General features: G+C 41.8%; 16 protein-coding genes. 10 read left to right on the top strand and 6 right to left on the bottom strand.

The window, feature by feature from the left end; genetic code table 11:
* Positions 1-11: 11 nt before the first annotated feature.
* The gene (gene dinB, locus AACZ88_RS21900; protein ID WP_339715258.1) at positions 12-1,226 is read right to left on the bottom strand and encodes a DNA polymerase IV; all 1,215 of its coding nucleotides are present in this window, start codon (positions 1,224-1,226) and stop codon (positions 12-14) included.
* Positions 1,227-1,429: 203 nt separating this feature from the next.
* Between dinB and AACZ88_RS21895 the strand changes: the two genes are divergently transcribed.
* Positions 1,430-3,340, top strand: a complete 1,911-nt coding sequence (locus tag AACZ88_RS21895; RefSeq protein ID WP_339715256.1) for a PA14 domain-containing protein — start codon at positions 1,430-1,432, stop codon at positions 3,338-3,340.
* Between the two features lie 25 nt (positions 3,341-3,365).
* Here AACZ88_RS21895 and AACZ88_RS21890 read toward each other — a convergent pair whose 3' ends face one another.
* Positions 3,366-5,669 (bottom strand): T9SS type B sorting domain-containing protein, encoded by a 2,304-nt coding sequence (locus AACZ88_RS21890; RefSeq protein WP_339715254.1) that lies wholly within the window; start codon positions 5,667-5,669, stop codon positions 3,366-3,368.
* Positions 5,670-6,124: 455 nt separating this feature from the next.
* Between AACZ88_RS21890 and AACZ88_RS21885 the strand changes: the two genes are divergently transcribed.
* Together AACZ88_RS21885 and AACZ88_RS21880 are read left to right on the top strand one after the other, a co-directional pair.
* A complete protein-coding gene (locus AACZ88_RS21885) occupies positions 6,125-6,925 on the top strand; it encodes a hypothetical protein (protein ID WP_339715251.1) in 801 nt (266 codons plus the stop codon).
* A gap of 145 nt (positions 6,926-7,070) precedes the next feature.
* Positions 7,071-8,093, top strand: a complete 1,023-nt coding sequence (locus tag AACZ88_RS21880; protein ID WP_339715248.1) for a LacI family DNA-binding transcriptional regulator — start codon at positions 7,071-7,073, stop codon at positions 8,091-8,093.
* A gap of 35 nt (positions 8,094-8,128) precedes the next feature.
* Here AACZ88_RS21880 and AACZ88_RS21875 read toward each other — a convergent pair whose 3' ends face one another.
* Together AACZ88_RS21875 and AACZ88_RS21870 are read right to left on the bottom strand one after the other, a co-directional pair.
* Positions 8,129-10,003, bottom strand: coding sequence for a DUF5060 domain-containing protein (locus AACZ88_RS21875; protein ID WP_339715246.1), 1,875 nt, complete (start codon positions 10,001-10,003; stop codon positions 8,129-8,131).
* Positions 10,004-10,047: 44 nt separating this feature from the next.
* On the bottom strand, positions 10,048-11,154 hold the full coding sequence (locus AACZ88_RS21870; protein ID WP_339715243.1) for a hypothetical protein: 1,107 nt from the start codon (positions 11,152-11,154) through the stop codon (positions 10,048-10,050).
* A gap of 645 nt (positions 11,155-11,799) precedes the next feature.
* On the opposite strand from AACZ88_RS21870, the gene AACZ88_RS21865 reads away from it, so the two are divergent.
* From AACZ88_RS21865 to AACZ88_RS21835, 7 genes are all read left to right on the top strand, one after another.
* Entirely contained in the window at positions 11,800-12,879 is a 1,080-nt protein-coding gene (locus AACZ88_RS21865) for an isocitrate/isopropylmalate family dehydrogenase (protein ID WP_339715240.1), read from the top strand.
* A gap of 5 nt (positions 12,880-12,884) precedes the next feature.
* On the top strand, positions 12,885-13,526 hold the full coding sequence (locus AACZ88_RS21860) for a cyclase family protein (RefSeq protein WP_339715237.1): 642 nt from the start codon (positions 12,885-12,887) through the stop codon (positions 13,524-13,526).
* Between the two features lie 5 nt (positions 13,527-13,531).
* On the top strand, positions 13,532-14,917 hold the full coding sequence (locus AACZ88_RS21855; RefSeq protein ID WP_339715234.1) for a four-carbon acid sugar kinase family protein: 1,386 nt from the start codon (positions 13,532-13,534) through the stop codon (positions 14,915-14,917).
* A 9-nt stretch (positions 14,918-14,926) separates the two neighbouring features.
* On the top strand, positions 14,927-16,195 hold the full coding sequence (locus AACZ88_RS21850; RefSeq protein ID WP_339715232.1) for an MFS transporter: 1,269 nt from the start codon (positions 14,927-14,929) through the stop codon (positions 16,193-16,195).
* A 10-nt stretch (positions 16,196-16,205) separates the two neighbouring features.
* Positions 16,206-17,234 carry a Gfo/Idh/MocA family oxidoreductase gene (locus AACZ88_RS21845; RefSeq protein ID WP_339715230.1) on the top strand — a complete coding sequence of 343 codons (1,029 nt, stop codon included), beginning with the start codon at positions 16,206-16,208 and terminating at the stop codon, positions 17,232-17,234.
* 272 nt (positions 17,235-17,506) lie between these two features.
* Complete coding sequence (locus AACZ88_RS21840) at positions 17,507-18,610, top strand: heparan-alpha-glucosaminide N-acetyltransferase domain-containing protein (protein ID WP_339715227.1); 1,104 nt, start codon at positions 17,507-17,509, stop codon at positions 18,608-18,610.
* A gap of 129 nt (positions 18,611-18,739) precedes the next feature.
* A complete protein-coding gene (locus AACZ88_RS21835; protein WP_339715224.1) occupies positions 18,740-21,094 on the top strand; it encodes an alpha-L-fucosidase in 2,355 nt (784 codons plus the stop codon).
* Positions 21,095-21,224: 130 nt separating this feature from the next.
* On the opposite strand, the gene AACZ88_RS21830 is transcribed toward AACZ88_RS21835, so the two are convergent.
* The gene (locus tag AACZ88_RS21830) at positions 21,225-22,547 is read right to left on the bottom strand and encodes a glycoside hydrolase family 2 TIM barrel-domain containing protein (RefSeq protein WP_339715222.1); all 1,323 of its coding nucleotides are present in this window, start codon (positions 22,545-22,547) and stop codon (positions 21,225-21,227) included.
* A gap of 153 nt (positions 22,548-22,700) precedes the next feature.
* Positions 22,701-24,299, bottom strand: coding sequence for a glycoside hydrolase family 16 protein (locus tag AACZ88_RS21825; RefSeq protein WP_339715220.1), 1,599 nt, complete (start codon positions 24,297-24,299; stop codon positions 22,701-22,703).
* Positions 24,300-24,309: the final 10 nt, after the last annotated feature.

Raw genomic sequence — 24,309 nt, 5'->3', positions numbered from 1 at the left:
ATCAACCCGTTTTACTGTTTTCGATGCGCCAAGACAATAGGGGGGTTCCCATTGAATGGGTTGTGCATTCTACCAATGGTCCGTGCTCCCATAGCCGAAGCACGTACGACACTTTTATCACCATAGCGCTTTCTTATATGATCCATGGCATGATACAGATTCAATATTTCTTCGGTATCGTCGAATAGATCGATCTGGTAATTGCCCGAAACCAAATGACTAAACCGAATACCTACCAACCGCACCAATAAACGCCTATTATATAGTGTTTTAAAAAGCTCCAAAATCTTAGGAATCAAAATATGATCGGCGCTGGTATAGGGAATTCTTAACTGTTTGGAATAAGTATTAAAATCGGAATACCGGATTTTTACAGTGATACAGGCTGTCAGTTTTTCGCCCCGCCGTAATTGATAGGCCAAATTTTCGGTCATCGCAATAAGGATGCCTTTTAACTTCACCACATCAATAGTATCTTTATCGAAGGTACGCTCGGTAGAAATCGATTTTCGCTCACAAAAAGGAATTACTGGGGTGTTGTCTACTCCGTTGGCCCGTTTCCAAATCACAGTGCCGTTCTTGCCCAATACCCGCTGCATAACGTTTACCGGCATTTCTTGTATGGTACGTATTTGTCGTAGCCCCAAGTTGCGTAACGTCTGATAGGTCTTATCGCCAACCATAGGTATTTTTTTTATGGATAGCGGTGCCAAGAAAGGTTTTTCAAATCCGTAATCGATTTTTAGCTGATTGTTCGGTTTGGCCTCATTGGTCGCTACTTTGGAAACTACTTTATTGACCGATAGACCAAAAGAAATGGGTAGTCCTGTTTCCCTTATAATACGCCGTCGAAGCTCCGACGCATATTTATAAGAACCGAAAAATCGATCCATACCAGTCAAATCGGCATAAAATTCATCAATACTCGATTTCTCGAACAACGGCACATGCTCTTTGATAATCTCGGTCACCTCATCAGAGTGTTTGCTGTACGTACCTGCATTGCCTTTGATCGCTACGGCACCAGGACATAGCTCCTTGGCCATTTTCATCGGCATTCCCGAATGTACTCCAAATCCCCGCGTTTCGTAACTACAAGCCGCAACCACCCCCCTATCGCTCAACCCGCCAACAAGAATCGGTCTATTTTGTAAACGACTATCTAACCGCCGCTCTACGGACACAAAGAAAGTATCCAAGTCTAAATGTAATATTGTCTTGTTCATTGCACACCAAAAGGAAATGCTAATTTATGGAATATTTCCTATTATTTGGAATATTTCCAATATTTGTGCTGTTAAAAAAGGAGAGGGGCTTTCACTCACAATAGGAGTAAAAAAATATGGTAACTTTAAAAACGCTATAACTTAACACTGTCTTAAGTACCATTCCAATGAAACAAAATATTTTTATCCTCTAAATAATCACCATGTCAAACCTTACAAAAATCCTGCTGCTCCTTTTTATTATAGCATTGCACATAGATATAACGCATGCGCAAGAAGAAAACGAAGCGTTTTCCCACACCGTAAAAACAGAGAAAAAACCTTGGACCAGCAAACCATTTTACAATAACCCTGAAAATTTTCAGTTCGCCATAGTAAGCGACCGAACGGGCGGTCATCGCAAAGGGGTATTCGGCGACGCACTTCATAAAATAAACAAACTGTATCCAGAGTTTGTTATGAGCGTTGGCGATCTTATTGAAGGCTATACCAAAGATGAATCACTCATCGATGAACAATGGGCCGAATTTGATAGCATCCTAAACCCGCTCTCCACCCGTTTCTTTTACGTAGCCGGCAACCATGACTATTCCAATGCCGAGATGGGTGCCCAATGGAAAGAGCGCTACGGAAAAGATTACTACCATTTTATCTATAAAGACGTGCTTTTCTTGATACTCAACACCAATGATGGTGACGGTGTTCTGTTGGGCGACGATCAGATTGCATTTTTAAAGCAGACCATTTCAGAAAATAGCGATGTGCGATGGACGATGATATACATGCACCACCCTTTATGGGCTTTTGGTGATGTGAACGGATTCGACGAAATAGAAGCCGCTATAGCAGACCGAAAATATACTGTTTTCGCCGGGCACACCCATCGCTATATGCACGATGTCAAGAATGATCAAAATCATTATGTTTTAGGAACTACGGGCGGCGGCAGTAAACTAAGGGGTCCAAAATTCGGCGAATTCGATCACGTCGGATGGGTAACCATGACCGACGAAGGACCTAAGTTGGTCAACCTAAGTCTCTCTGGTATTATCGACCAAGACGTAAGCAACCGAACGACCCAAAAAATGGCAAAAGCCCTGATCGATGCGACCAATTTTAACACATTGGTACTTGGCAAAGATACAAAGCGGAAGATTTTGATGACCCTGAACAATGCCTCGGAAGATACTATTCATTTTAGGGGCCAATTATTCCATCATCACCAAATTCAACCAGACGTCTCTAAATTTCAGCTTAGCCTACCTCCCCAAAGTCAGCAACAAATTACATTGGCAACAAAACCAATCGGGGATTCAGAAATTTCGGAATGGGACCCTTTAGAAATGCAATGGGAAATGGGATACGACAGTGCATTTATGGCACCAGAGTTTAACCTTCATGGCACAGAAACTATAGAATTAAATCCCTCGAGTGTCGGAATCAAAATGACGGAAGACAATATTTTCTTTAAGGAAATGCAGATCGAAGTTTCACACCCGTATCAAAACATTCAAGCAAGATATACTACCGACGGACAAACACCAGAAACAGAGTCCACCATTTTCCCCGAAAAACTGACACTTGACAATAGCACGAATATCAAAATTATGCTTACCGATAATGAAGGGTATCGCAGCACTGTCTTCAATAAAAAGTATGAAAAAGTAAAACCAAGTGCAGTGGTAAAAACCAAACGGCCAAAAAAAGGATTGTCGTATACCTATTACGAGGGTAATTTTACAGCGGTACCTGATTTTTCATCCCTTTCCAATCCAAAAAAAACGGGATCGGTAACAGAGCTGGATCCCGATAAAATAGGCGAACGACTAGACCATTACGCCATTCAATACAAGGGGTATATCGAAGTGCCCGAAACCGGTATTTACACCTTTTACCTTAAATCTGACGATGGCAGCAAATTGTATATCGATGATGAATTGGTCGTTGACAATGATGGTTCTCATAATACAAGTACTAAAAAGGGGTTGAAGGCCCTAAAAAAGGGAATGCATGCCGTACGTATTGATTATTTTGAGGATTTCTTGGGTGAAGAGCTTCAATTGGACTATGCAGGTGCAGGGGTAAAAAAATCGCCAGCCTCTTTCTGGCATTGACTTATTTGTTCATAAAATCATCAAATCATCGTTTTAAGGTAAAATGACCTTTAAAAACAGAACCGTCTTCATTTTCAAATCGAAACCAATAATCGGAAGATGGCATTGACAGGCCTTGGTAATCGCCATCCCAACCTAACTCGAGCGGAGATACTTGATGTAATAACTTTCCGTAACGATCAAAAATAAAGACAATGGATTCGGGAAAATGTTCCGCTCCCAAAATATTCCAATAATCGTTGACACCATCACTGTTCGGTGTGAAGAATTTCGGATACCCCAAGGCAATTACCTCTTTCGACAACATTCTACATTGGCCCATATCGCGAACATAAACGGTATATTTACCTGGTAAAACATCGAAGGAATTACGTTCTTGAAAATATAGCCCATCAATCGAATATTGAAAATCGCCACTGCCTGCCACTTCAACCGTGACGGTCAATTGGTCAGCAAAATTATTTACGCTGGCCGTAAAATCTTCCGGCACGTCGGAAGGATTCACTTGAAAATAAACGGTTTTATCGCAACTTGTACCTTCCAGTCCATTTGTCACCGTTAAACTATAATCTCCTATTTCCGTTATCTGAAAAATACGGGTCGTGGCCAATATCACACCCTGCCCGTTCGCCCAAATCCAATTATCAAAATCACCACCATCTAGTGTCAGATCCGGATTATCGGGACAAACCACATAAGCAGCCTCCAAATCGGGTTCAGGTAACCCCAGAAGTTTCAGTGATACTTGTGATAGGGCATAACAATCTCCTGCCACTCGCGATTGCACTCTTGCATAAATGCTTTCCTGCAAACCCTTATTTTGAAATTCCGTTTTCAAAAGTGCGTTTTGCCCATTAACGGCATCCATTTCATCCGCAAAATAAGACACCTGATATTGCAATGGATTTTGATCTCCCAAAATATCGACATCTACTTGAGAAAGATCGAACAAAGCAGTTCCATTTGAATTCAAGTCGCATTGCACCAAAGTAGCGTCTTTTGCTTCGGGAATATTATAAATCGTTATTTGTCTGGTTTCCGTCTTTATACGTGTACCGATAGTCACCGTAGCGCTCACGGTATAGTCACCTGGGGTTTCATAGGTATGCGATGGGCTCGGCAATGAAGAGGTGTGTCCATCCCCGAAATCCCATTCCGTAGAATCAATAGGTTCCGTGGCCTTGACCGAAAACTCGGTAACATCACCAAAACAAAAATTATCTGCCTGAATACCCAATTGAAACAAAGAAGTTATAAAAGGTGGCAAGCCGTGCGTACTAACCCCTGACCCCAAGTCAATGGCATTTCCTTTAAAAGAACATGACACCCCTAATTGCTCTGGCTGCTCTATCACAGAAAGTGACTGAAAGCTGGCAACATAGATTTTACCATCTAATGCCATCTGCAATCCACCCGCCATTTTTCTGGGCACATTCAAAGGTATTTTGGAATTTACAACATCGGCCGCCTTTAAATCAAACTGATAGATATCATCATTTAAAATGGAAACATAAAGAAAATTACCATAGGGCGAAAACTCAACCCCATAAAAATCGCTCGTTGGGGATTGCATTAAAACCAAAGGGTTCGAGACTTTACCAGTTGTGGTATCAAAATCTAAAATTTCAGCACCGACAAAGGCATGGCTAACGGCCAACTTTGTTCCGTCGGGCGAGGCCTTTAAATACCCCCTACTCTTAAAAACATCGTTTCCTTCGGTTCCGAATTCCAAACTAAAACCGACATTGCTGACAACCGGGGTCGGGTTTACGCCAGCTTCAGTTACCAAATAAGCCAAATAGGCATTGTTTCCCCAATCGTGTGCGATAACCCAGACATCTTTGCCATTCTTGTGCTGTACGGCCGTGAGTTTTTCGGCAACGGGATTACGAAGTTCAATATTTTTTCTGGTGACCTCACCCATTCCAAGGCTTGCGTTCATGTCTACTTCGGAGTAGTGTAAACCGCCTTGTACTTGAAAATAGGAAGTAAATATGTAATAGTTGTTCTTATTTCCAGGTGCGGGAATAATGATGCCCGATTGCGTACTTGAGGAGTGCCCCATTAATTCTGTACCATTGGGCATGATGTCGTGATTGCGGTTCCAGACCGTTCGACCATCAGTATAAAACAAAAGATCTCCCTTAGCATCAGAGAAAGTAGCACATCCTTCCACAGTATTCAGCGCGCCATCTTCCAAAATTACAGGTGACCCGGAATTAAAGTCGAGTCCGGCATTTTTTCCGAAATACCAGATAGCGGTTTCTTTTTGGGCCGTGACCACTTGAAGGCACCATAGAACCAGAAAGGTTGTGAAAATCCTTTTCAAAATTTACGCAGGTTAAGTTTTTAGTTGGAACCATGCTGATTTGGAATTCACATAAGCCCCTGTTTTTTAACGTATAAAAACGCGATAAAGTACATTTCTAAGAATACAAACGGAAGGAAGTTGTGAAAGAGAATATTATCGTTTTATACCCGGCAAATAGTAGTTATAGATCGCTTATCTAAAATTGTTTGCTTTCGTCAAACCGGTTCTCAGCAAAAAAATCTCTAGCCTTCTATTATTATTCCTCATCAAAAAATCTATCTTAAGCCATCTTTACATCGAAAAAGGCATCGTTTTGAGCAAAAAAAGGGGTCGTTATCCAACATTTACCTCAATTATGTGTTAATTAGATAATGATTATTATGGAGATTGTGGAAACCAAATATAGATATGACTATTACAAGAGTACAAGAAACAAGTGCTTGCTACTACTCAGTTTCTTTGTGTGCCAATTTATGTGTAGTCATACCACAAACAATTCCATTGCCAACCAAGGAATTTATCAAACTATTGAAAAATCGGCTATTGAAATTTTGCAACCTAACAAAAGTACCATTTGGACCATTTCAGAGCCTGCCAGCATAGCATGGAAAACCTGGAACATTGGTTCAGAAAAGTCAATACGTTTTTTTCTGGCTCGAGATGATATGGTTGTTCAAGAATTGGGCACATTTAAAAATACCTTTTCCGTCAACGGTATAAAACTCGCCAAGAACATTAGTTCTGGAGACACCTACCAAGTAGTAGGTATTGAACTCTTTCCCGATAACAAATACCACGTGGCCAAGTTTGCCACACCCTATTTTTCAATACGGAACGAAGAAGCCGATGCTCGAAGAAATACCTCAAAATATGGCAATAGCCAAAAAAACACAGTAGCTAAAGCGCTAGAATCCCCCAACCGACAATCGTTTGAAGGCCGGAAAATTTCCTATGTAAAAGAACTTGTTTTCGACAATGAAAAAGTAAGTATTGACATCTGGGACCATGGGCGGCAAGACGATGATGTTGTATCTATATATTTAAATGGTGAAACCATCATTTCAAAACACCTTTTGACTTATAGAAAAAAGCGTATCACCTTTACGTTAGACCCTAGCAAATCAAATGACTTGTTTCTTTATGCCCATAATTTGGGCAAATTTCCACCAAACACGGTGGCCATAGAAATCACCGATGGCAAAACGAAAGAAGACATTGTACTCAATTCCGACTTAAAAAGTTGCGAGGCCGTTCTAATCAAGATTAAAAAATAGTCCCGCAAGAGGCTTTCAAAATACATTATTATTCAAAAATTGATTTGAATAGTTCGATGAATATTCGGCAAGCGTCCATGTTTAATGAATCCTTAAAGTACAAACATATATTTGGGCTATCTTTGCTACAATCATTTTCAAGAACTTGGAAAAAAAGCAAACCACTTTAAAAGATATTGCAACGAAACTAGGTGTTTCAATTTCTACCGTTTCGAGAGCCTTACAGGGCAACCCCCGAATTAGCGCCCGTACACGGGAAAGGGTACTTGAATTGGCACAGAAACACAATTATTTTCAAACGAAACATATCAACCCTTTTGCGCCAAAAAAAATAAATGCCGTAGGTGTTATTGTACCAGGGGTCAAATATCATTTGTACGCGATGGCCATATCGGGTATTGAGAAAATTTTGGAAAAGCACCAAATGCAAATTATCATTTGCCAATCTAACGAATCATACGCCCGCGAAAAGATCTTGGTCAACGAGTTGTTGGATATTGGAGTGGCCGGTTTGATTGTTTCCTTGGCCGGCGAAACCAAAGAATTCGACCATTTTTTAGAAGTGAAGAAAAGAAGGATACCCTTGGTTTTTTTCAATCGTCTTTGTGACGAGGTCGAAGCTGACAAAGTAATTATCGATAATTTCAAAGCCGCTTATGACGCCACCCAACATTTGATTTCCGTGGGCTGTAAGCGTATTGCCTATATTGGTGGGCCAAAAATTCTACAAATTAGTACAACACGTCTTTTAGGCTACAAAAAAGCATTGGCCGATGCCAATATTTCTGTGGAGGAAAAATTTATCGAATATTCTGATTTCACCAGAGAAGGAAATTTAAGCACGGCTAGAAAGCTACTATATTCTCCTGAACACCCCGATGGCGTTCTGGCCTTTAGCGATCAAGTGGCCATTGGTGTTATGCTTGCAGCCAAGGAGCGGGGATTAAAAATGCCAGAGGATCTAGCCATTATAGGTATCAACAACGAACCTGTCGACGAACTTCTAGAGCCTACGCTGACCAGCATTGACCAGCCAAGCTATCAAATGGGTGTTGAATCGGCCAACCTTATCATTGAACGCATTGCCGATTTTGATAAAGCAATATCAAGAAAAGTCTTAAAATCCCATTTGATCATTCGAAAATCTACCAATAAGAACAAGTCTTAGAACACGTTTCAAATGGCAGACGACCAGGTTTCAATCTATTTTTGACGCCTAACCAGTACCACCCAATCTTTTTCCTTGTCTTTGGGAGGATACCCCAAGTCAACGTGTCCTTCAGCCTTCACGCTTTTGACAGAACCATCAATAAGGTCACCCCCATTTCTCGGATCATACCATTTGACAGTAAAGGAATTTCCTGAATTGCCCATGTTTAACGTTGTGGTTTCCGTGCCTGGATGAAAATAAATCGCATATACCTCCTCAGGTTTCGAAAAACAATAAGAAATTGAATCGGTCAGCAAATTATCGGAAGGGTTCATTTCCCAAAACGGAAGATATGTTTCAAAAAACACCTTCGCGTGCTTATTCTGATTCCAAAAAAGATCTCTACTTCGATAATCTTGACAGGTCAAATCTGAATGCGGACTCGCATAGCCAAAATACCATTCTACACCATACCCTCCGGCCATAAGCGTGCCCCACAAAGCATTTCCGCGGGCTTCATTGTGCTCCCTGTCTTCTGCATCGGGCAAAAGTGCTACCTTGGCTTTACCGGGTTCGTCAACCGCAATAGCCCATTTTTTTCCTGTGGCATCTGATTTTTCCCTCCATTTCAATACGCGGGGGTGTACATCTTTAAAGTCTTCTTCACTCAATTGCAATGAGGCTCCCGTCAACGCTGATTGATCACCGATCAACTCGGCGTATCGGTAGTCTTGATCAGGAAAAGTATGTATCACCCTATGTGAATTGTAAGGGTCAAGTTTTGCAACATAGTTGGTCACTTTCACTACTTCTTCGATCGGTTGGTTGTTTTCTTCGCCTATATTCCAGTTCATCGCCAAATGATGCCCGAAACGGGCAATCAGCTCACGGTAGTAAAGTTTACCTTCTACCCCAAAGGCTCCGTGGTCCATTAAATGATCGGTCTCGGTCTCATGGGTCTTAAAGTGTAAAAACATTCCCTTTCGCTCACCATAATCAAAAATACGCTCCCATTGTTCCAATTTAGAAACATCTAAACGGGTTTTATGAAACATCGTCTGCCAGGCCTCCTTATTCTTTTTATCGTTCGCATAATCGGTATATGCTTCTTCGGATACTTTTAAGCGGTACGGAAAAACATTACGATCATCACCATCTACATTGAACGTAAGAAAAGAAAATACATTCAACCCTTCGGAAGCCAAATAATTGATGGCCCCGAACAAATTTTTCCCTTTTTCATCCTGCCACAGCAAATCGTCGGCATCTGCGTCAAAATCCTTTCCATGAGGTTCCCAAGTTTTTAGCAAACCAAGGGCATTGGTCGTAGCATCAAAATCTTCAAATGCCAAAATATTCTCGGGGGCATCGACCCCGACCTTTATAAAATATTGTTTGGTGTCTTTGAACTGTAGGTAACGGTCATCAACGTATTCCAATTTACCCTTCGCCCTGTTATCAATTCCTGTTTTATCAGATTCCCCAACAGTAAAACTACCAATTACCCCATCCATGAATTTGGCACTGGGTGCATCGCTGGCCGAATCGGCAACGGCAATATCACTTCCTTTTTTAAACGACACCTTAAACCCCCAAACTCCGGTCTTATTGGGTGCAAATCGTACTATCCACTTGTTCCCTTTCTCACTTCCTGTTTCGGCGGCATTACCGTCAGCGGCGTAAAAACCAGGGACAACAAAAGTCTGGTCATCATTGGTAAACGTCACATCCAAGCGATAATCTAAAAAAGGGTTGACACTGTCCAACTCACTTGTGGTCGGGCCATTAAACACCAATTCTACTTTATGCCATTTTTTTAATTCCCCATGAACCGCATACTCAGGTTCTGAGGTACAAGAACAAAGCAAGGCTCCTAAAAAGAGCAACACGCTCAGAAAAAATGATACTTTAAGAAAATAGTATTTCATGTTTTGAATTTTAGATATTATCGGTTATTGATAAGTGTTTTGGGCTAGTGCAGACCTCCGGTAATCTCTTCCAGCTTATCGAAAAAAGCCTTTTTGCGAGGGGAGCTGATTTCCCAATTGACGGGAACGGACTGATATCCATCGTTAAAACCTTCTCCTTTCATCCTAAAATCGAAATAGCCCCACGAAGCATACGCCTTTATAGCTTCAACAAAATTGTTGGATGGTTTATCAAAATCAAAGTGATCATCTTCATTAAAGACAATGGGCATAGGGCGGTATGAAGGCAATGCCCGCACTTGATTGACCATTTCCGTAATTCTTGCCGGGTCACCGACCCCATTTCCATGAATCAATACATAGTCTGATACTTCAACCACCTTATCGGGCGGAAGAGTATTACCGTTAAAACTCGTGGACACCAAAAGATCAGGCGCATTTTTCTTAATTCTCAGAATAAGTTCGTGAATTCTATCTTGACCAATTATATCATGCTGATATGCTTTATTGTTACTTTCATTGGCTACTTCCAAAATAATATTGGTATACCCCTTTTTCTGAATCCATTGTATGACATTATCGACGGCGGAAATAACGGCCGCCTCATCTTTTAGCCGTTCATCTTGACCGAAATAGAACAAGCTAAGGTTAACAACCATTCCCAATTCATCAGCTTTTTCAATTATACGGGCCATTCTTTTGACAAATGCCGGACGCAGACTACCATCGAATTCATAGGCATTGTTTTCCCAGGGTTGTACCCGAGAGTAGCCTTCCGGACTGCCTCCCTGAAAATTAATATTAAAAGCCAATAACCCTTTGGCATACCACGCATCCATAGCCGCAATGAATTCATCCGTGTTACGATCGGCATCCCATGTGTTGGTATCAGGATACTTCCAACGGTCCACCGTTTTAGGGTTCAAGTCATCAAAAACACCTTGAACCATTCGAGAATTCATCAGCAGTCCCTCAATTTTATGCCCTTGCCAGGTTCGCCCCTGATACGTAATCCGGCCATTGATAAAGAATTTATCCTTGACTATCGTTACAACAGTATTTCGAGATTTTTTTTCAAGGAGGGATTCATTGCCGAAAGAAATTGTTCCTGCGAATACAAGCAGCAATAAAAGTGAAATATTGATTTTCATATGTTTCAAGGTTCTAATCTTCACATTTCAGTTTTGCAAGCTATGAAGTGCGCTATTTGGTTACCACTTATATTTTTTTTAAAAAAAGACATTCGACACGGTTTTGCTATTTATCTTCGAATTTATCACCATTCGATACAAAATACAGGGACGGCCATCAACAAAATTCAAATAATGCAAATAATTGCTCAATCTTTAAAATAATACATCATCATCATTTATTTGGCATATTTACAACAATACTATTAAATATAAAGCAATAAAACAATCAATAACAATATATTAATTGAGCAATTGTTTGCACAATTGTAGAACTGCCTTCCAAAATAATTCGCCCGTCCCCATATTAAAACGCATTTTTAAAAAGAAATACCCCGACAGCTTCCCTAAACAAACCAATATCTTGATTGAAAAAATATTGAGCCGCCCCTACATAAATTTCACTCCATTTCAAAACCTATGAAGAAACAAATCACCATATGTGCAATTTTTTGCTCAAAATAAAGCTTTGAAAGAAGTGTTTTAACCACAATCCAGTCCAATTATTTATATATATTTGTGCAAACTCATGTTTATCATCAACAAAATTAGATTTGCGCAATATTGCGCAAAATTCAATGAACATTATTTATAGATAAGTTAGAAATGGGAAAAACGTACAAAATCGCCGTTGTGAATGGTGACGGAATAGGAACTGAAATTGTTCCGGCAGGCGTTTCCGTATTAGATGCGGTGGCGGAAAAATATGGATTTAACCTCGAAAAAGAAGAATTTCCCTTCGGAGCCGGGTATTTCAAGCATCATGGCAAGTTTATGGCTGACGATGCCCTAGAGACTTTGAAAGAATTTGACGCCATCTTCTTTGGTGCCGTTGGATTGCCCGATGTTGATGATACATTGCCGGCAAAGGACTATACTTTTCGGGTAAGGACTTCTTTTCAACAATATGTGAATTACCGTCCAGTAAAATTATTCCCTGGAATCGAGAGCCCTTTACGGTACAAAACCGAAAAAGACATCGACTTTGTCGTAGTACGCGAAAACAATGAAGGCGAGTTTGTTCAAAGCGGCAAAATAATGCACGGCAACCAACCTGGAGGAGTAGCCATAGATACTAGTATATTTACAAGATTTGGCATCGAACGCATCGCACATTACTCCTTTAAATTGGCGCGTAAGCGAAACAAAAAGGTTACCAATGTGACCAAATCCAATACCCTCATCAGCAGCCTTGCCTATTGGGACAGGGTTATAGCCGAAATAGCGGAAAAATACCCCGATGTGGAATATAACAAAATGTACATCGATAATGCCTCGGCCAGTTTTGTGCTGCGCCCCGAAATTTTCGATGTTATTTTAACGACGAATCTTTTTGGTGATATTTTGTCTGATCTTGGCGGAGCTATTATGGGTAGCTTAGGTCTGGGCGGAAGTGGGAACATCAACCCTGAAAAAGATTTTCCTTCAATGTTTGAGCCCATTCATGGTTCGGCCCCAGATATAGCCGGACAAAACATAGCAAATCCAATTGGGCAAATTTGGTCTGCAGCCATTATGTTGGAACATTTAGGAGAAACGGAAGCAGCTGAGAACATTATGGCAGGTATCGAAGCAACGACGGCCAAAGGCAATCTGACCAAAGACCTTCGCGGTACCGCTTCTACCCTAGAAGTAGCCCAAAGCGTAGTCGAATATATTAAGGCACCGAAATTGTCAACCGTCTAATTGCGATGATAGACCAGAAACTCATTGACCTTACATTGTCCATAAACGGGTACAGCAGCGGAGCATCTATCGAACCGGCCAAAACATTGGCCAAAGATGGCTGGAACGCCACCACTTTACACCTTTATTCCCATAGCGGAACCCATATGGATGCCCCCATTCATTTCGAGGTCAACGACAAGACCATTGACCAAACTCCTATAAACCGTTTTATATCAGAAGCGTGGGTGGTCGACCTGACCGATATTCTACCCAAAGAATCTATAACAGTGGCTCATTTACACACCATTGCCGAATTGGTCGAAAAAGGACAGAGTATCATCTTACATACGGGATGGAGCAAGAAACTAGGTACTGACGAATATCGAAATGCCCTCCCAAGAATAAGCCCCGAACTGGCCCATTGGCTGGGAAAAAAAGGCATAAATATGCTAGGGGTAGAGCCACCCTCCGTTGCCGACGTCAACAACTTGAAAGAGGTAACGGAGATTCACACCATTTTAATGAAAAATGATATCATCATCATAGAAGGCCTTACCAATCTCGCTGCCATTTCAAAAAACAAAGTCACGCTTATAGCACTACCTTTAAAAGTGGAGAATGGCGATGGTGCCCCTGCACGGGTCATTGCATTGGAAAAACAATAAAACCTATGGTGCACACAGCTCTTTTGCAATCCATTGAAGAAGGGAGTCGCCTACACGGCTGTGAGGCAGAAATACGTGAAGAACTCGTAAAAAATCCGAAATCGATAGTCATTTTAGATGATGACCCCACAGGAACCCAAACGGTTTATGATGTTCCAGTTATTACGGAATGGACGGAAGAAATACTCGAAAAAGAACTCCTAACAAGTCCCGTATTTTTTATCTTGACCAATTCAAGAAGCCTATACGCTGAAGCTGCGGATGCACTAGGAAGACTAATTGGCCAACGCTTACAAAAATTAGCGGTCAAGCATCAAAAAAAATTGATCGTGATTAGCCGTAGCGATTCGACCTTAAGAGGACATTACCCCATCGAAGTCAACGCACTTGCAATTGGATTGCAGATGGAAAAAGCAAAACAAGTACTGATTCCGGCCTTTTTTGAAGGAGGGCGCTATACCTATAATGATATTCATTATGTCAAAGAAGGTGATAAATTCATACCTGCTGCCGAAACCCCTTTTGCCAAAGACAACACCTTCGGATACGAAGCTTCGAACATAAGGGATTGGATTATTGAAAAATCAGAAAACAAAGTGACTCCCGACCACATTGCCAGCATTTCTGTTCAATTGCTCAGACAACAATCTACCGACGCAATAAAAACCATATTGAACCAACCGGAAACCACCCATATTGTGGTCAATGCCACGTCTTGCCATGATTTACAGATTATGGCTCAGATCGCGCTTCAAAACCCTACCCCCCTTCTCTTTAGAACTGCAGCTTCTTTTATAAATGCGATATCGGGGATTGCGCGACGCGCCTGTCTCTGCAGAAATGAAATTTTAGGGAAAACTTCTAAAAACGGAGCTCTGGTCGTAATCGGTTCATACGTGCCAAAAACGACGGCTCAATTAGAATATCTCAAGAAACATTACAATGCCGTTTTCCTCGAATTGGAGGTGTCCAATGTGCTGAACCCGGTTCTTTTCAGCCAAGAACTAACCTCGTTAGTAAGCCGAATAGACCGACAAATAGGTCTTGGTGAAGATGTCGTTCTTTTTACCAGCAGAACCGTAGTTAAAGGCAGTACCAGAAATGAAAGCCTAGAAATTGTCAATCGTGTTTCCGAAGGACTGATTTCCATCATAAAAAACATCAAGAACCGACCCAAATACCTAGTCGCCAAAGGAGGCATTACTTCTAGCGATATAGCCACCAAAGGCCTAGGGGTTCGACGCGCCCATATACTTGGCCAAGTGCTCAATGGCGTACCCGTTTGGCAATTGGGAAAAGAGGCTAAATTTCCGGGGTTGCCATATATTGTCTTTCCTGGAAATGTGGGCGTCAATTCGGCACTGCATGAATTAATTACATTACTGAAATAGAAGACCCGCATGAAAACACAAGTCAACTTTGCCAAGCGTTACTTTATGGTCATGGGCACCTTTCTTTTGGCTTTACTGCTGTATGTAGATCGGGTGTGTATTTCAGTGGCCAAAGAACCTATTTCAGATGCTTTGGACCTCAGCGACAAACAAATGGGATGGGTTTTGGCAGCTTTTTCATTGGGCTACGCCCTTTTTCAAACCCCAGCGGGCATGTTGTCAGACGCATTGGGTCCGCGTAAAGTGCTCTCGGCTATTGTAACTATTTGGTCCGGGTTCACAGCTTTAACGGGCGCAGCATGGAATTTCGTTTCATTATTGGTGGTTCGATTTCTTTTTGGCGCTGGAGAAGCAGGTGCATTTCCGGGTATGTCACGGGCAATTTATAGTTGGATTCCTTTGCAGGAAAGAGGTATCGTAACTGGCATCAATTTTTCCGGATCTCGATTAGGTGCCGCATTCGCGCTTCCAGCAGTGGCTTGGATGATCGAAGATTTCGGGTGGCGTGTTTCCTTTGTCATTCTTGGAGGAATCGGTATACTCTGGGCTGTTATTTGGTTTCTGCTATTTAGGGACAGGCCGGAAGACCATCCCGGTATTTCAAAAAAAGAAAAGGAATATATCCTTTCCACCAGACAACCACAAAATTCAAAAGCGGAAATCGAAAAAATTAGTGTGGGAAATTTATTGAGATCAAAGAATATATGGTTGGCTATGGGGCAATACTTCTGTAGCAACTTTACATTTTTCTTTGCCCTTACCTGGTTATTTCCGCACATAAAAAGTGAGTACGGCCTACACACTCTAGAAGCAGGGTTCTACACGGCCGTACCTCTAATTTTTGGAGCCTTTGGAAATTGGACCTCCGGAGCACTCAGTGACCGTATCTACAAAAAAGGCAATTGGGACAAGTCTCGTATGCTTCCGGCTTCTATCGGATTCCTTCTTGCAGCTTTAGGCCTAATCGGAAGTATTTATATGGACAGCGCCGTGGGAGCCATTGTGTTTTTAAGCATTGCCATTTTCGGAGCGGACATGACCTTGCCCCCATCATGGGCATTCTGTGTCGATATAGGTGAAGAACATTCCGGCGCCGTATCGGGCACTATGAACATGGCCGGGAACATCGGTGCATTTTTGACCGCCTTAGCTTTCCCGTACCTACAGGCTTGGACGGAATCTACAACCCCATTTTTCGTAGTTGGCGCGATATTGAATAGTATTGCAATAGTATTTTGGTACCAAATGAAACCACAAAAACATTACTCGACCTATTAAAATCAATCGTATGCCGAAACTAAAGGGAGTTTGCATTGGAGCAGGTTATTTTAGCCAATTTCATTTTGAGGCATGGCAACGCTTAGAAAATGTTGACATTGTAGGTGTTTACGATTTAGTCAAGGAACGTGCTGAATCGGTGGTCGTGAAATACGGATTTAATAAGACCTATGACGATGTGGAGAAAATGTTTCTAAAAGAAAGACCCGACTTTGTTGACATTATTACACCACCCGAAACCCATTTAGAACTTTGCCAGCTTGCCATTAAACACCAAATCGCTATCATTTGTCAAAAACCACTGGCCCCCACGCTGGCCGAGTCAACGGAAATTGCAAAATATGTCGAGAAATCTACAGTGAGAATGATGGTTCATGAGAACTTTAGATTTCAACCCTGGCATCGCGAATTGAAAAAGCTGTTAGACCAAAATGTCATAGGGGCACAGTTACATACTATACATCTAAGAATGCGCATGGGCGATGGTTGGCAGACGGACGCCTACATGAACCGCCAACCTTATTTTAGGGAAATGGAGCGACTGCTTATCTATGAGACCGGCATTCATTTTATTGATGTATTTCAATACTTAATGGGCGACATTACCCAAGTTTATGCGAAACTAAAAACCCTGAACCCCAATATCAAAGGGGAAGATTTTGCTTGGGTACATTTTGACTTTGCCAATCAAGCCCTGGGTTTTTTAGATGCCAACCGTTATAACGAAAATATAGCCGAAGACCCGAGGTTGACCTTTGGCTCTGTTTTAATCGAAGGCGAAGGAGGAAGCTTGCGCCTTTACGATAATGGAAACATCACAATTCAACCTCTAGGGAAACAAGAAAGACCACATAAATATGCCTTTCTAAAGCAAAACTTTTCCGGGGACTGTGTTTTTCATACTCAATCTCATTTTATCGAAAATCTCATTTCAGGAAATCCTTTTGAAACTGACGTCACACGCTATCTTCGAAATATAAAGGTTCTCGAGAAGGTCTATGAATCCAGCGAGAAAGGCATTCCGCTGCCTGTCGACTGATGCCAATCCACTTCCTAATTTATCCCATGGAGACCTCCACTACGTTCAAAATTTCTGGTTCGATTTGTGTCACTAGTTTCGGTTTACTTGAAACGGCAATGGTGATTACCATACAATAGGAAATTATTCTTACTTAAATTTCTTACCCCAATCTTGACCAACTCAATTGTTCATGTATATACGACGAATTAAAAAGTGGGCTTAATAAGTTTAATTTGTTTGAATAAATAGCAGGAGCGCTTAACTTAGAGGCCAAATAAAGCCAACACTATATGAAAAGATTCAAAGCGCTCGATGTTTTCCGGGGATTGACCATTTGCCTGATGATCGTTGTTAATACTACCGGAGACTGGGACCTTACCTTTTCACCTTTACTACATGCCAACTGGCACGGGTTTACCCCAACTGATTTGGTCTTCCCTTCTTTTCTTTTTGCCGTTGGAAACGCCTTTGCCTTCGTAAAGACCCGTTGGGCAGATAAACCACTCTCGGAAGTCTTTCGAAAAATCATAAAACGGACGGTCATCATTTTCTTGCTCGGTTATATCATGTATTGGTTTCCGTTTGTATCATGGACCGATGCTGGAGACCTCACGTTAGTTCCTTTTAGTGAAACTAGAATTCTAGGTGTGCTGCAACGTATAGCGATTTGCTATTTTATCGGGGCCGTTATGATTTATTTTCTCACAAACCGCCAACTTATTATTGCCTCAGCCCTTATTTTAATCGGATACTGGGGGTTGCTCAGTGCTTTTGGCGACTACACTTTAGAAGGAAACTTGGTACGAACGGTCGACAGGTTTCTTCTTGGAGACAGTCATCTTTATGGAGGTGACGGAATTCCATTTGACCCCGAGGGCTTGTTAAGTACGCTACCCGCGATTTGTAATGTAATCGCCGGTTACCTTGTGGGTAAATTTGTTATTCAAGGGGGCATCAATTACGAAAAATTATCAAAAATGCTTATGGTGGGCGCTGGTCTTTTGGCCCTTGCCTATCTATGGAATTTAAGCTTCCCGGTAAACAAAAAATTATGGACAAGCTCTTTCGTTATTCTAACCACAGGTCTTGATATCATTGTATTATCGATACTAATCTATTCCATAGAATTTGTCAAAAAACCAGTAAACTATTATTTTTTCGAAGTTTTTGGAAAGAACTCCCTTTTTATATACCTCTTATCGGAATACCTTGCCATAACCATGCTTTTTCTTCGTGTCGATGGAAACCAAAGCTTGTATAGTTACATTTATGAAAATGGTTTTAGTTGGATCGGACCCTATTATGGATCGTTTGCCTTTGCCTTGGTTTTTATGTTGCTTTGCTGGGCTATCGGACTTTGGTTGGACAAAAAAAGGATTTATATAAAAGTCTAATGTACCATCTTAATGGGCTTTAGAGTATCTAATGAGAGTAAAAATTCCATCACCTTTAGCCAAATGTTGAGTAGCCAACATTAGATTTTAGCTTTAGATTTACACTATTGCGTAAAACAATGTTATGCTATGAAGACAAAATTTCTATTATTCTGCTATATATTCTTATGCTCCCTAGGTTCCCTTTTACATGCACAAGACACCTTTAAGAACCCCATAGTCAAACAAGGCAGGCTGGGTTCACCGCTAGTAGAAACTTCTCCCTTTGTTTTTAAGGATAAGTTGTATCTTCTGGAAAACCATCAGCGCTTTTGGGATTTACCAAATACCAAGCCCGGAGATTATTTTCATGAAGATGAGGTTCGCATTCGTGATATTGCCTCCGATAAAATAGTATCAGTACCTCTAAAGAACCATGGTTTTGGCACAGTGTTGACCTATAATGGCCGCGTTTATGTTTTTGCGGGCAACTATGGTGAAAACAAGCCATGGCGCAAGATGACGGAAATCAGCATGACCAGTTCTACTGATTTGAAAACATGGACCGAACCGCAAACTGTACTAAGAGCATCAAAAGACGAATTTTTCTTTAACACCGCCGTTTGCAGGGGAAAAGACAGCTTTATCTTGCTATATGAAACCAATGACAAAAATTGGAAACCTTTTACACTGCGGTATAAGAAATCAGAAGATTTGATAAACTGGGAAGCCATACCCGACGCCATCTACGGTCGTGATAAATATGTAGGCGGACCTGCCTTATACTACGAAGATGATTGGTATTATACACTTTATCTAGAGGACCTTGAAAATGGATACGAAACGCGAATTACCCGATCTAAAGACCTTGTTCATTGGGAGGATGCTCCGTCAGATAGACCTTTTGTGACCTTTGACCCAAGCCATAAGAACATTCCGTTAAGACCCTCCGAAATTGTGGAAAGCAACGCTTCTGACGTAGAACTCTGTTATTTCAATGAACAGACCATCCTCTATTTTACAGGAAGCGATCAAAAGATTGGTGGCGACCTACAATGGGCGACTTTTGATGGAACACCCTCTCAATTGTTCGAACATTTTTTCAAGGATGTTGAAGCGCCTACAGACGTCACCCCGGAGCATGAAGGTGATTGGGCACCGGTACTTATTGCGGGAGAAAACCAGAATGACGATGCGTTTTCCACTCAAAACATAAGCGACAAACCGACACTTCAACAGCTGGCCTATCAAGAACGCCAATTGGGTGCTTTTATTCATTTTGGTCCGGCAACCTATACGGCTTCGGATTTTATGACCGTGCCCGAAGCGGACATTTTCAATCCCCAACAACTCGATGCCGAACAATGGGTCAAAACCGCAAAATCATTTGGCGCCGAACATATCGTATTAACCGCCAAGCATCACAACGGCTATTGTTTATGGCCTACCGAAACAACCGATTACTCGGTAAAGAACTCTCCTTGGAAAAATGGCAATGGCGATGTAGTAGCCGAATTTGTCGAAGCCTGTCGAAAATACGATATGAAAATTGGTTTATACATATCCGGCGGAGACAAGCATTTTGGGTGTACCAGTACCCCCGACCCCCAAGGAGAACGTAAATTGGTAGGTGATATCAACACCTATTTTCCTATTTTTTTAGAACAGTTAAGGGAGCTTTTAACCAATTACGGACAAGTTTCCTACGTTTGGTTCGATGGGGCATACGATCCCTTCGGTTGGGATGTAATGGATGCCGAAACCCTAAAACCTTTAGGAACTGCCTATGGCGATGCCATTCGATCAATGGTGCGAAACTTACAACCGAACGCCATAGTGATGGGTGGTACCAAACCAGATGTTCGATGGTCGGGCAGTGAACAAGGTTGGGCGGCCTACCCGTTGTGGAATATTGTAAAACCCGGGGAAGGACTCAAGCACTGGATCGGACCGCAAAACGCCGGCTGGGTACCCGCCGAAGCAAACTTGCATACGAGAAGTACTTGGTTTTGGGCACCAAACTCAGACAACACGCTTCGAGACCTCGATTATCTCGAGACCGCATACAAAGAATCGATAGGCAGAGGTGCAAATCTTTTGATCAACATGACCCCGGATACCAGTGGCCTGATTCCAATAGCCGAAACAGAAAGACTTGCAGACTTCGGGAAAATATTGAAGAATACCTTTGACAAGCCAATAGGGAGCATTCACCCCACCGCGGACATACCAGTAACCGAAGTATCGATAGTGCTTCCTAAAAAGCAGAAAATAAACCTTTTGGTAATCGAGGAAGCGATTAAATATGGCCAGCACATCAAAAAATATAAAGTAGAAGCCTTAATCAAGAACAAGTGGGTTACCATAGCGGAAGGTCAAAGCATCGGAAGAAAGCGAATTCAAAATTTCGATCCTGTTAAAACAAATAAAATCAAGCTAAGTGTGGATGGGGACTCCAACGAACTATTTATCAAAAGCTTTGCGATATACTTTGAGGATATTTAAAATAAAGACCCTCCCAAATTTAAAACTCCGACATTTAAATTTTGTTCAAGGTTTCCGAAAAGGTCTTTCCGAAAAACATCCTCCAAAAAAATAATTTAACAGTACATTTATTGGTAAACGGGATTTCCTATCACTCGACCATAAATGGAATATTGGCGGTGGCCGCCTGATTATTTCCATCGGAAGCATAGACAAATAGGCGGTATACTCCTTTCGTGGGTGACTTAAATGTAACCTTATTCTCTTCCTGTGATATTATCAATCCTTTAACCGATTCAGGTCTTTCTTCCAAATCCCCGCCCTCCTTTAAATCGGTGCTCTCTGGCATAATTTCCCAATCATATACTATAGTATCATTCTCAAAATCCATTACCTCGATCTGGGCTACATATTGTCCTTCCTCTTTCAACATCACATTGTCATGAGCTGTTTTTCCATCTAACGTGTAGTCTTTTATGATGGGGGTGCGGTTTGATGGCCATTCCCCGTTCCAGATATAATGCATAACATCTACGGATTCCGTTTCTTTGCCATCTTCCAAAAAAATACCGTACCAAGTCGGCGTTCGCTCTTGCTTATTCCCCCATAAGAAAACATAGGAGCCTATGCATTGCAGTGAATCGGCAGCTATCCCCCCTTGATATCGCTTTAAATAGTTATTGGCCTTAACTGAACTATTCTCTTCAATAGGTGCTCCCCAAGCTGTAGTCGGCACCTCCCAATGCCCTGTAGCTCCCCATTCGGTTACCATATACGGACCTTCCCACCCAAATTTCTTGATCAAATTGGGTAAGTTGGGCAGGTCACCATACATCTGTACCGACAAAATATCTAGGTCTGGGCACCTTTCTTTAATAAAGTCCACCTCCTTTTGAGATAAGCCGGCAAGACTGGTTGTGGTAGGGTGGTTCGGGTCTACGGCATGAATCATTTTGGAAATATCATTCACGGCATCCCATACTTTTGGGTTTTTATAATGAAGGTTAAGTTCGTTTCCAATACCCCAAATCAAAAGCGCTGGATGGTCTTTCAGGGGCAGTATTTCTTTCTTAATATCATTGAGTTGGTTTCGTACCATTTCTTCATTATTGTAATCAAATCCGTGGCGCTCCCTACCAACTTCAATACCCATGGTCACCATTATTCCATTTTTGTGGGCCTCATCAAGTACTTCCTTGGCCGATTTTTGACCATTTTCAGTACGCCAAGTTCTAAATGAATTTGCTTTGTGTTCGGCCAATGCAGGCACATTACCAAATTCAAGTCCTGCACCTTTTATATAAAATTCTTCGCCATTGACCAACAATCGATATTTATTGCCTTTTTGGCTTACTTCAACCTTGGCCGGTGCCGCTGCACCTTTCTGTAGCATTGCTTGGGCGCTCTTGTTTTGCCCACTTTGCTTGCATGAAAGAACAAGACATAAAAAAAGAACAAATAATGATTGTTTCATTTTAACTTTATTTCAAATTAATACCGCTTTACCTTCTTCAACAGCCCGCACAAAAGGTCGTGCTTGTGCTTGCCTACACTAAACATTGTAAGGAAAAAGGCCAGTTCAAACACAACCAGCCTTTAACGCTACATTGAAACTAACAACAACTCATTACTGATAAACTCTTATATAATCTACTTCCATGGTATCCTCTGTAAACCCAGGATCTATCGTGCCGCCCAAATTACCGCCCATCGCTACGTTCAGAATAAAAAAGAAATCGTCGTTAAAAGGCGTGCTCGCGGAATTGTCAAAGGAGAAGAAAACCTCATCGTCGACCGCTAACTTGATTACATCTGCGGTCCATTCAACGGTATAGTTATGGAACTCCGTGGTAGCCGTCTCATTCTCTGTATCATCATGTAGTGCATTACCGCCAGAATTATCGGGAAAATGTAGTGCTCCAGAAGTTTTTCCTTTATCCCATCCTGTTTGTTCCATAATATCAATCTCTCCACAGGCCGGCCATCCAACAGTTTCAAAATTGGCGCCCAACATCCATATCGCGGGCCATGTTCCTTGTGCTGCAGGTAGTTTGGCCCTTACCTCAACTCTACCATATGTATATTCCTGTAAATTAACCGATTTTAATCTGGCCGAGGTATAGCCTCCTGATCCGTCATCTTTGGCTATAATTTTGAGCACTCCGCCCTCAACAATTACATTTTCGGCATTATTGGTATAGGTTTGAAGTTCATTATTGCCCCAGCCGCCAGCACCGAGGTCATAGCCCCAATTCGCCGGATCTGGTGCTCCGTCAACATCAAATTCATCGGCCCAGACTTCATTCGTATAGATCGTTTGAAGCGTTTCCCCTTCTTCGATCACGGGTTCATCCTCTGAAGTAAGTATGGCAAACCAACCCAATCCGTCTGCCCCGGTTGTTCTTAAACTCATTTCAGTTTCAGTACGCTCAAGAATAGCATAACTGTGATCGCCACCTACATAGAAACCATGATACCCGTTACCATTGAAGGTCAGTGTTTCTTGACCATCCGGGGCAGTCAACGTCCACGTATCCGAGAAATCATCTACAGGATAATTTTCATATTCATTATCTGTGTTCGCCTCCCATGAAATTCCGTAATCGGCCTCCAATACTGCGGATTGACCATAGATGGTTCCGTTGGTTGCATAAGTAACGGTGCCATCAGCACTAAATGTAATTCTATCATCATATCCCCCTTTATCAGCTTTATCAAAAGGCGCTGCCCCCCACCATACCGGCGTCGTTTCTTCTGCCGGACCTACTCCAAAATGAGCTGGAGATTCAGCTTTAACCCTCCATGTCTTTGTTCCATCGCCATATAACATTTCCAATAAGTCGGTAGGAGCGGTATAAAATGCCAAAACTTCAACTTGAACGGTTTTCGAAGAACTCACGCCCCCTTTGCCAAAAGCTATAACGGTTACATCATAGGTATTGATACCCGTTGTCGAAAAACTAGTGGTCAATGTACCAGTAGGCGCCTGTTCTTCCTTACCGTTATAAACATACTTATAAGTCAGCGCATCCGATGCGGATGCTGTGAAGTTTACTTCACCAGTACCATCGCCATAAGGGTTTTCATCATCCTGCCCAACAATCACAGTATTGATTACTATATTCGATGGGGCCACAATATCCCCGAATTCATATTCCGTTTCTTCACAACCGAGCATAACAATTGCAAACAGAAAAAGGGTATTCATATATTTAAAATTTTTCATGTTCTAGTTT

The organism is uncultured Kriegella sp. (assembly GCF_963975415.1).
GTDB lineage: Bacteria > Bacteroidota > Bacteroidia > Flavobacteriales > Flavobacteriaceae > Kriegella.
This window is presented reverse-complemented; position numbering and strand designations above follow the sequence as displayed.

What these genes read in the sequence shown, in the direction of transcription:
- dinB (WP_339715258.1), bottom strand. Translation starts at nt 1,226, where the DNA reads ATGAACAAGACAATATTACATTTAGACTTGGATACTTTCTTTGTGTCC.
- AACZ88_RS21895 (WP_339715256.1), top strand. Translation starts at nt 1,430, where the DNA reads ATGTCAAACCTTACAAAAATCCTGCTGCTCCTTTTTATTATAGCATTG.
- AACZ88_RS21885 (WP_339715251.1), top strand. Translation starts at nt 6,125, where the DNA reads ATGTGTAGTCATACCACAAACAATTCCATTGCCAACCAAGGAATTTAT.
- AACZ88_RS21875 (WP_339715246.1), bottom strand. Translation starts at nt 10,003, where the DNA reads ATGAAATACTATTTTCTTAAAGTATCATTTTTTCTGAGCGTGTTGCTC.
- AACZ88_RS21870 (WP_339715243.1), bottom strand. Translation starts at nt 11,154, where the DNA reads ATGAAAATCAATATTTCACTTTTATTGCTGCTTGTATTCGCAGGAACA.
- AACZ88_RS21865 (WP_339715240.1), top strand. Translation starts at nt 11,800, where the DNA reads ATGGGAAAAACGTACAAAATCGCCGTTGTGAATGGTGACGGAATAGGA.
- AACZ88_RS21860 (WP_339715237.1), top strand. Translation starts at nt 12,885, where the DNA reads ATGATAGACCAGAAACTCATTGACCTTACATTGTCCATAAACGGGTAC.
- AACZ88_RS21855 (WP_339715234.1), top strand. Translation starts at nt 13,532, where the DNA reads ATGGTGCACACAGCTCTTTTGCAATCCATTGAAGAAGGGAGTCGCCTA.
- AACZ88_RS21850 (WP_339715232.1), top strand. Translation starts at nt 14,927, where the DNA reads ATGAAAACACAAGTCAACTTTGCCAAGCGTTACTTTATGGTCATGGGC.
- AACZ88_RS21845 (WP_339715230.1), top strand. Translation starts at nt 16,206, where the DNA reads ATGCCGAAACTAAAGGGAGTTTGCATTGGAGCAGGTTATTTTAGCCAA.
- AACZ88_RS21840 (WP_339715227.1), top strand. Translation starts at nt 17,507, where the DNA reads ATGAAAAGATTCAAAGCGCTCGATGTTTTCCGGGGATTGACCATTTGC.
- AACZ88_RS21835 (WP_339715224.1), top strand. Translation starts at nt 18,740, where the DNA reads ATGAAGACAAAATTTCTATTATTCTGCTATATATTCTTATGCTCCCTA.
- AACZ88_RS21830 (WP_339715222.1), bottom strand. Translation starts at nt 22,547, where the DNA reads ATGAAACAATCATTATTTGTTCTTTTTTTATGTCTTGTTCTTTCATGC.
- AACZ88_RS21825 (WP_339715220.1), bottom strand. Translation starts at nt 24,299, where the DNA reads ATGAAAAATTTTAAATATATGAATACCCTTTTTCTGTTTGCAATTGTT.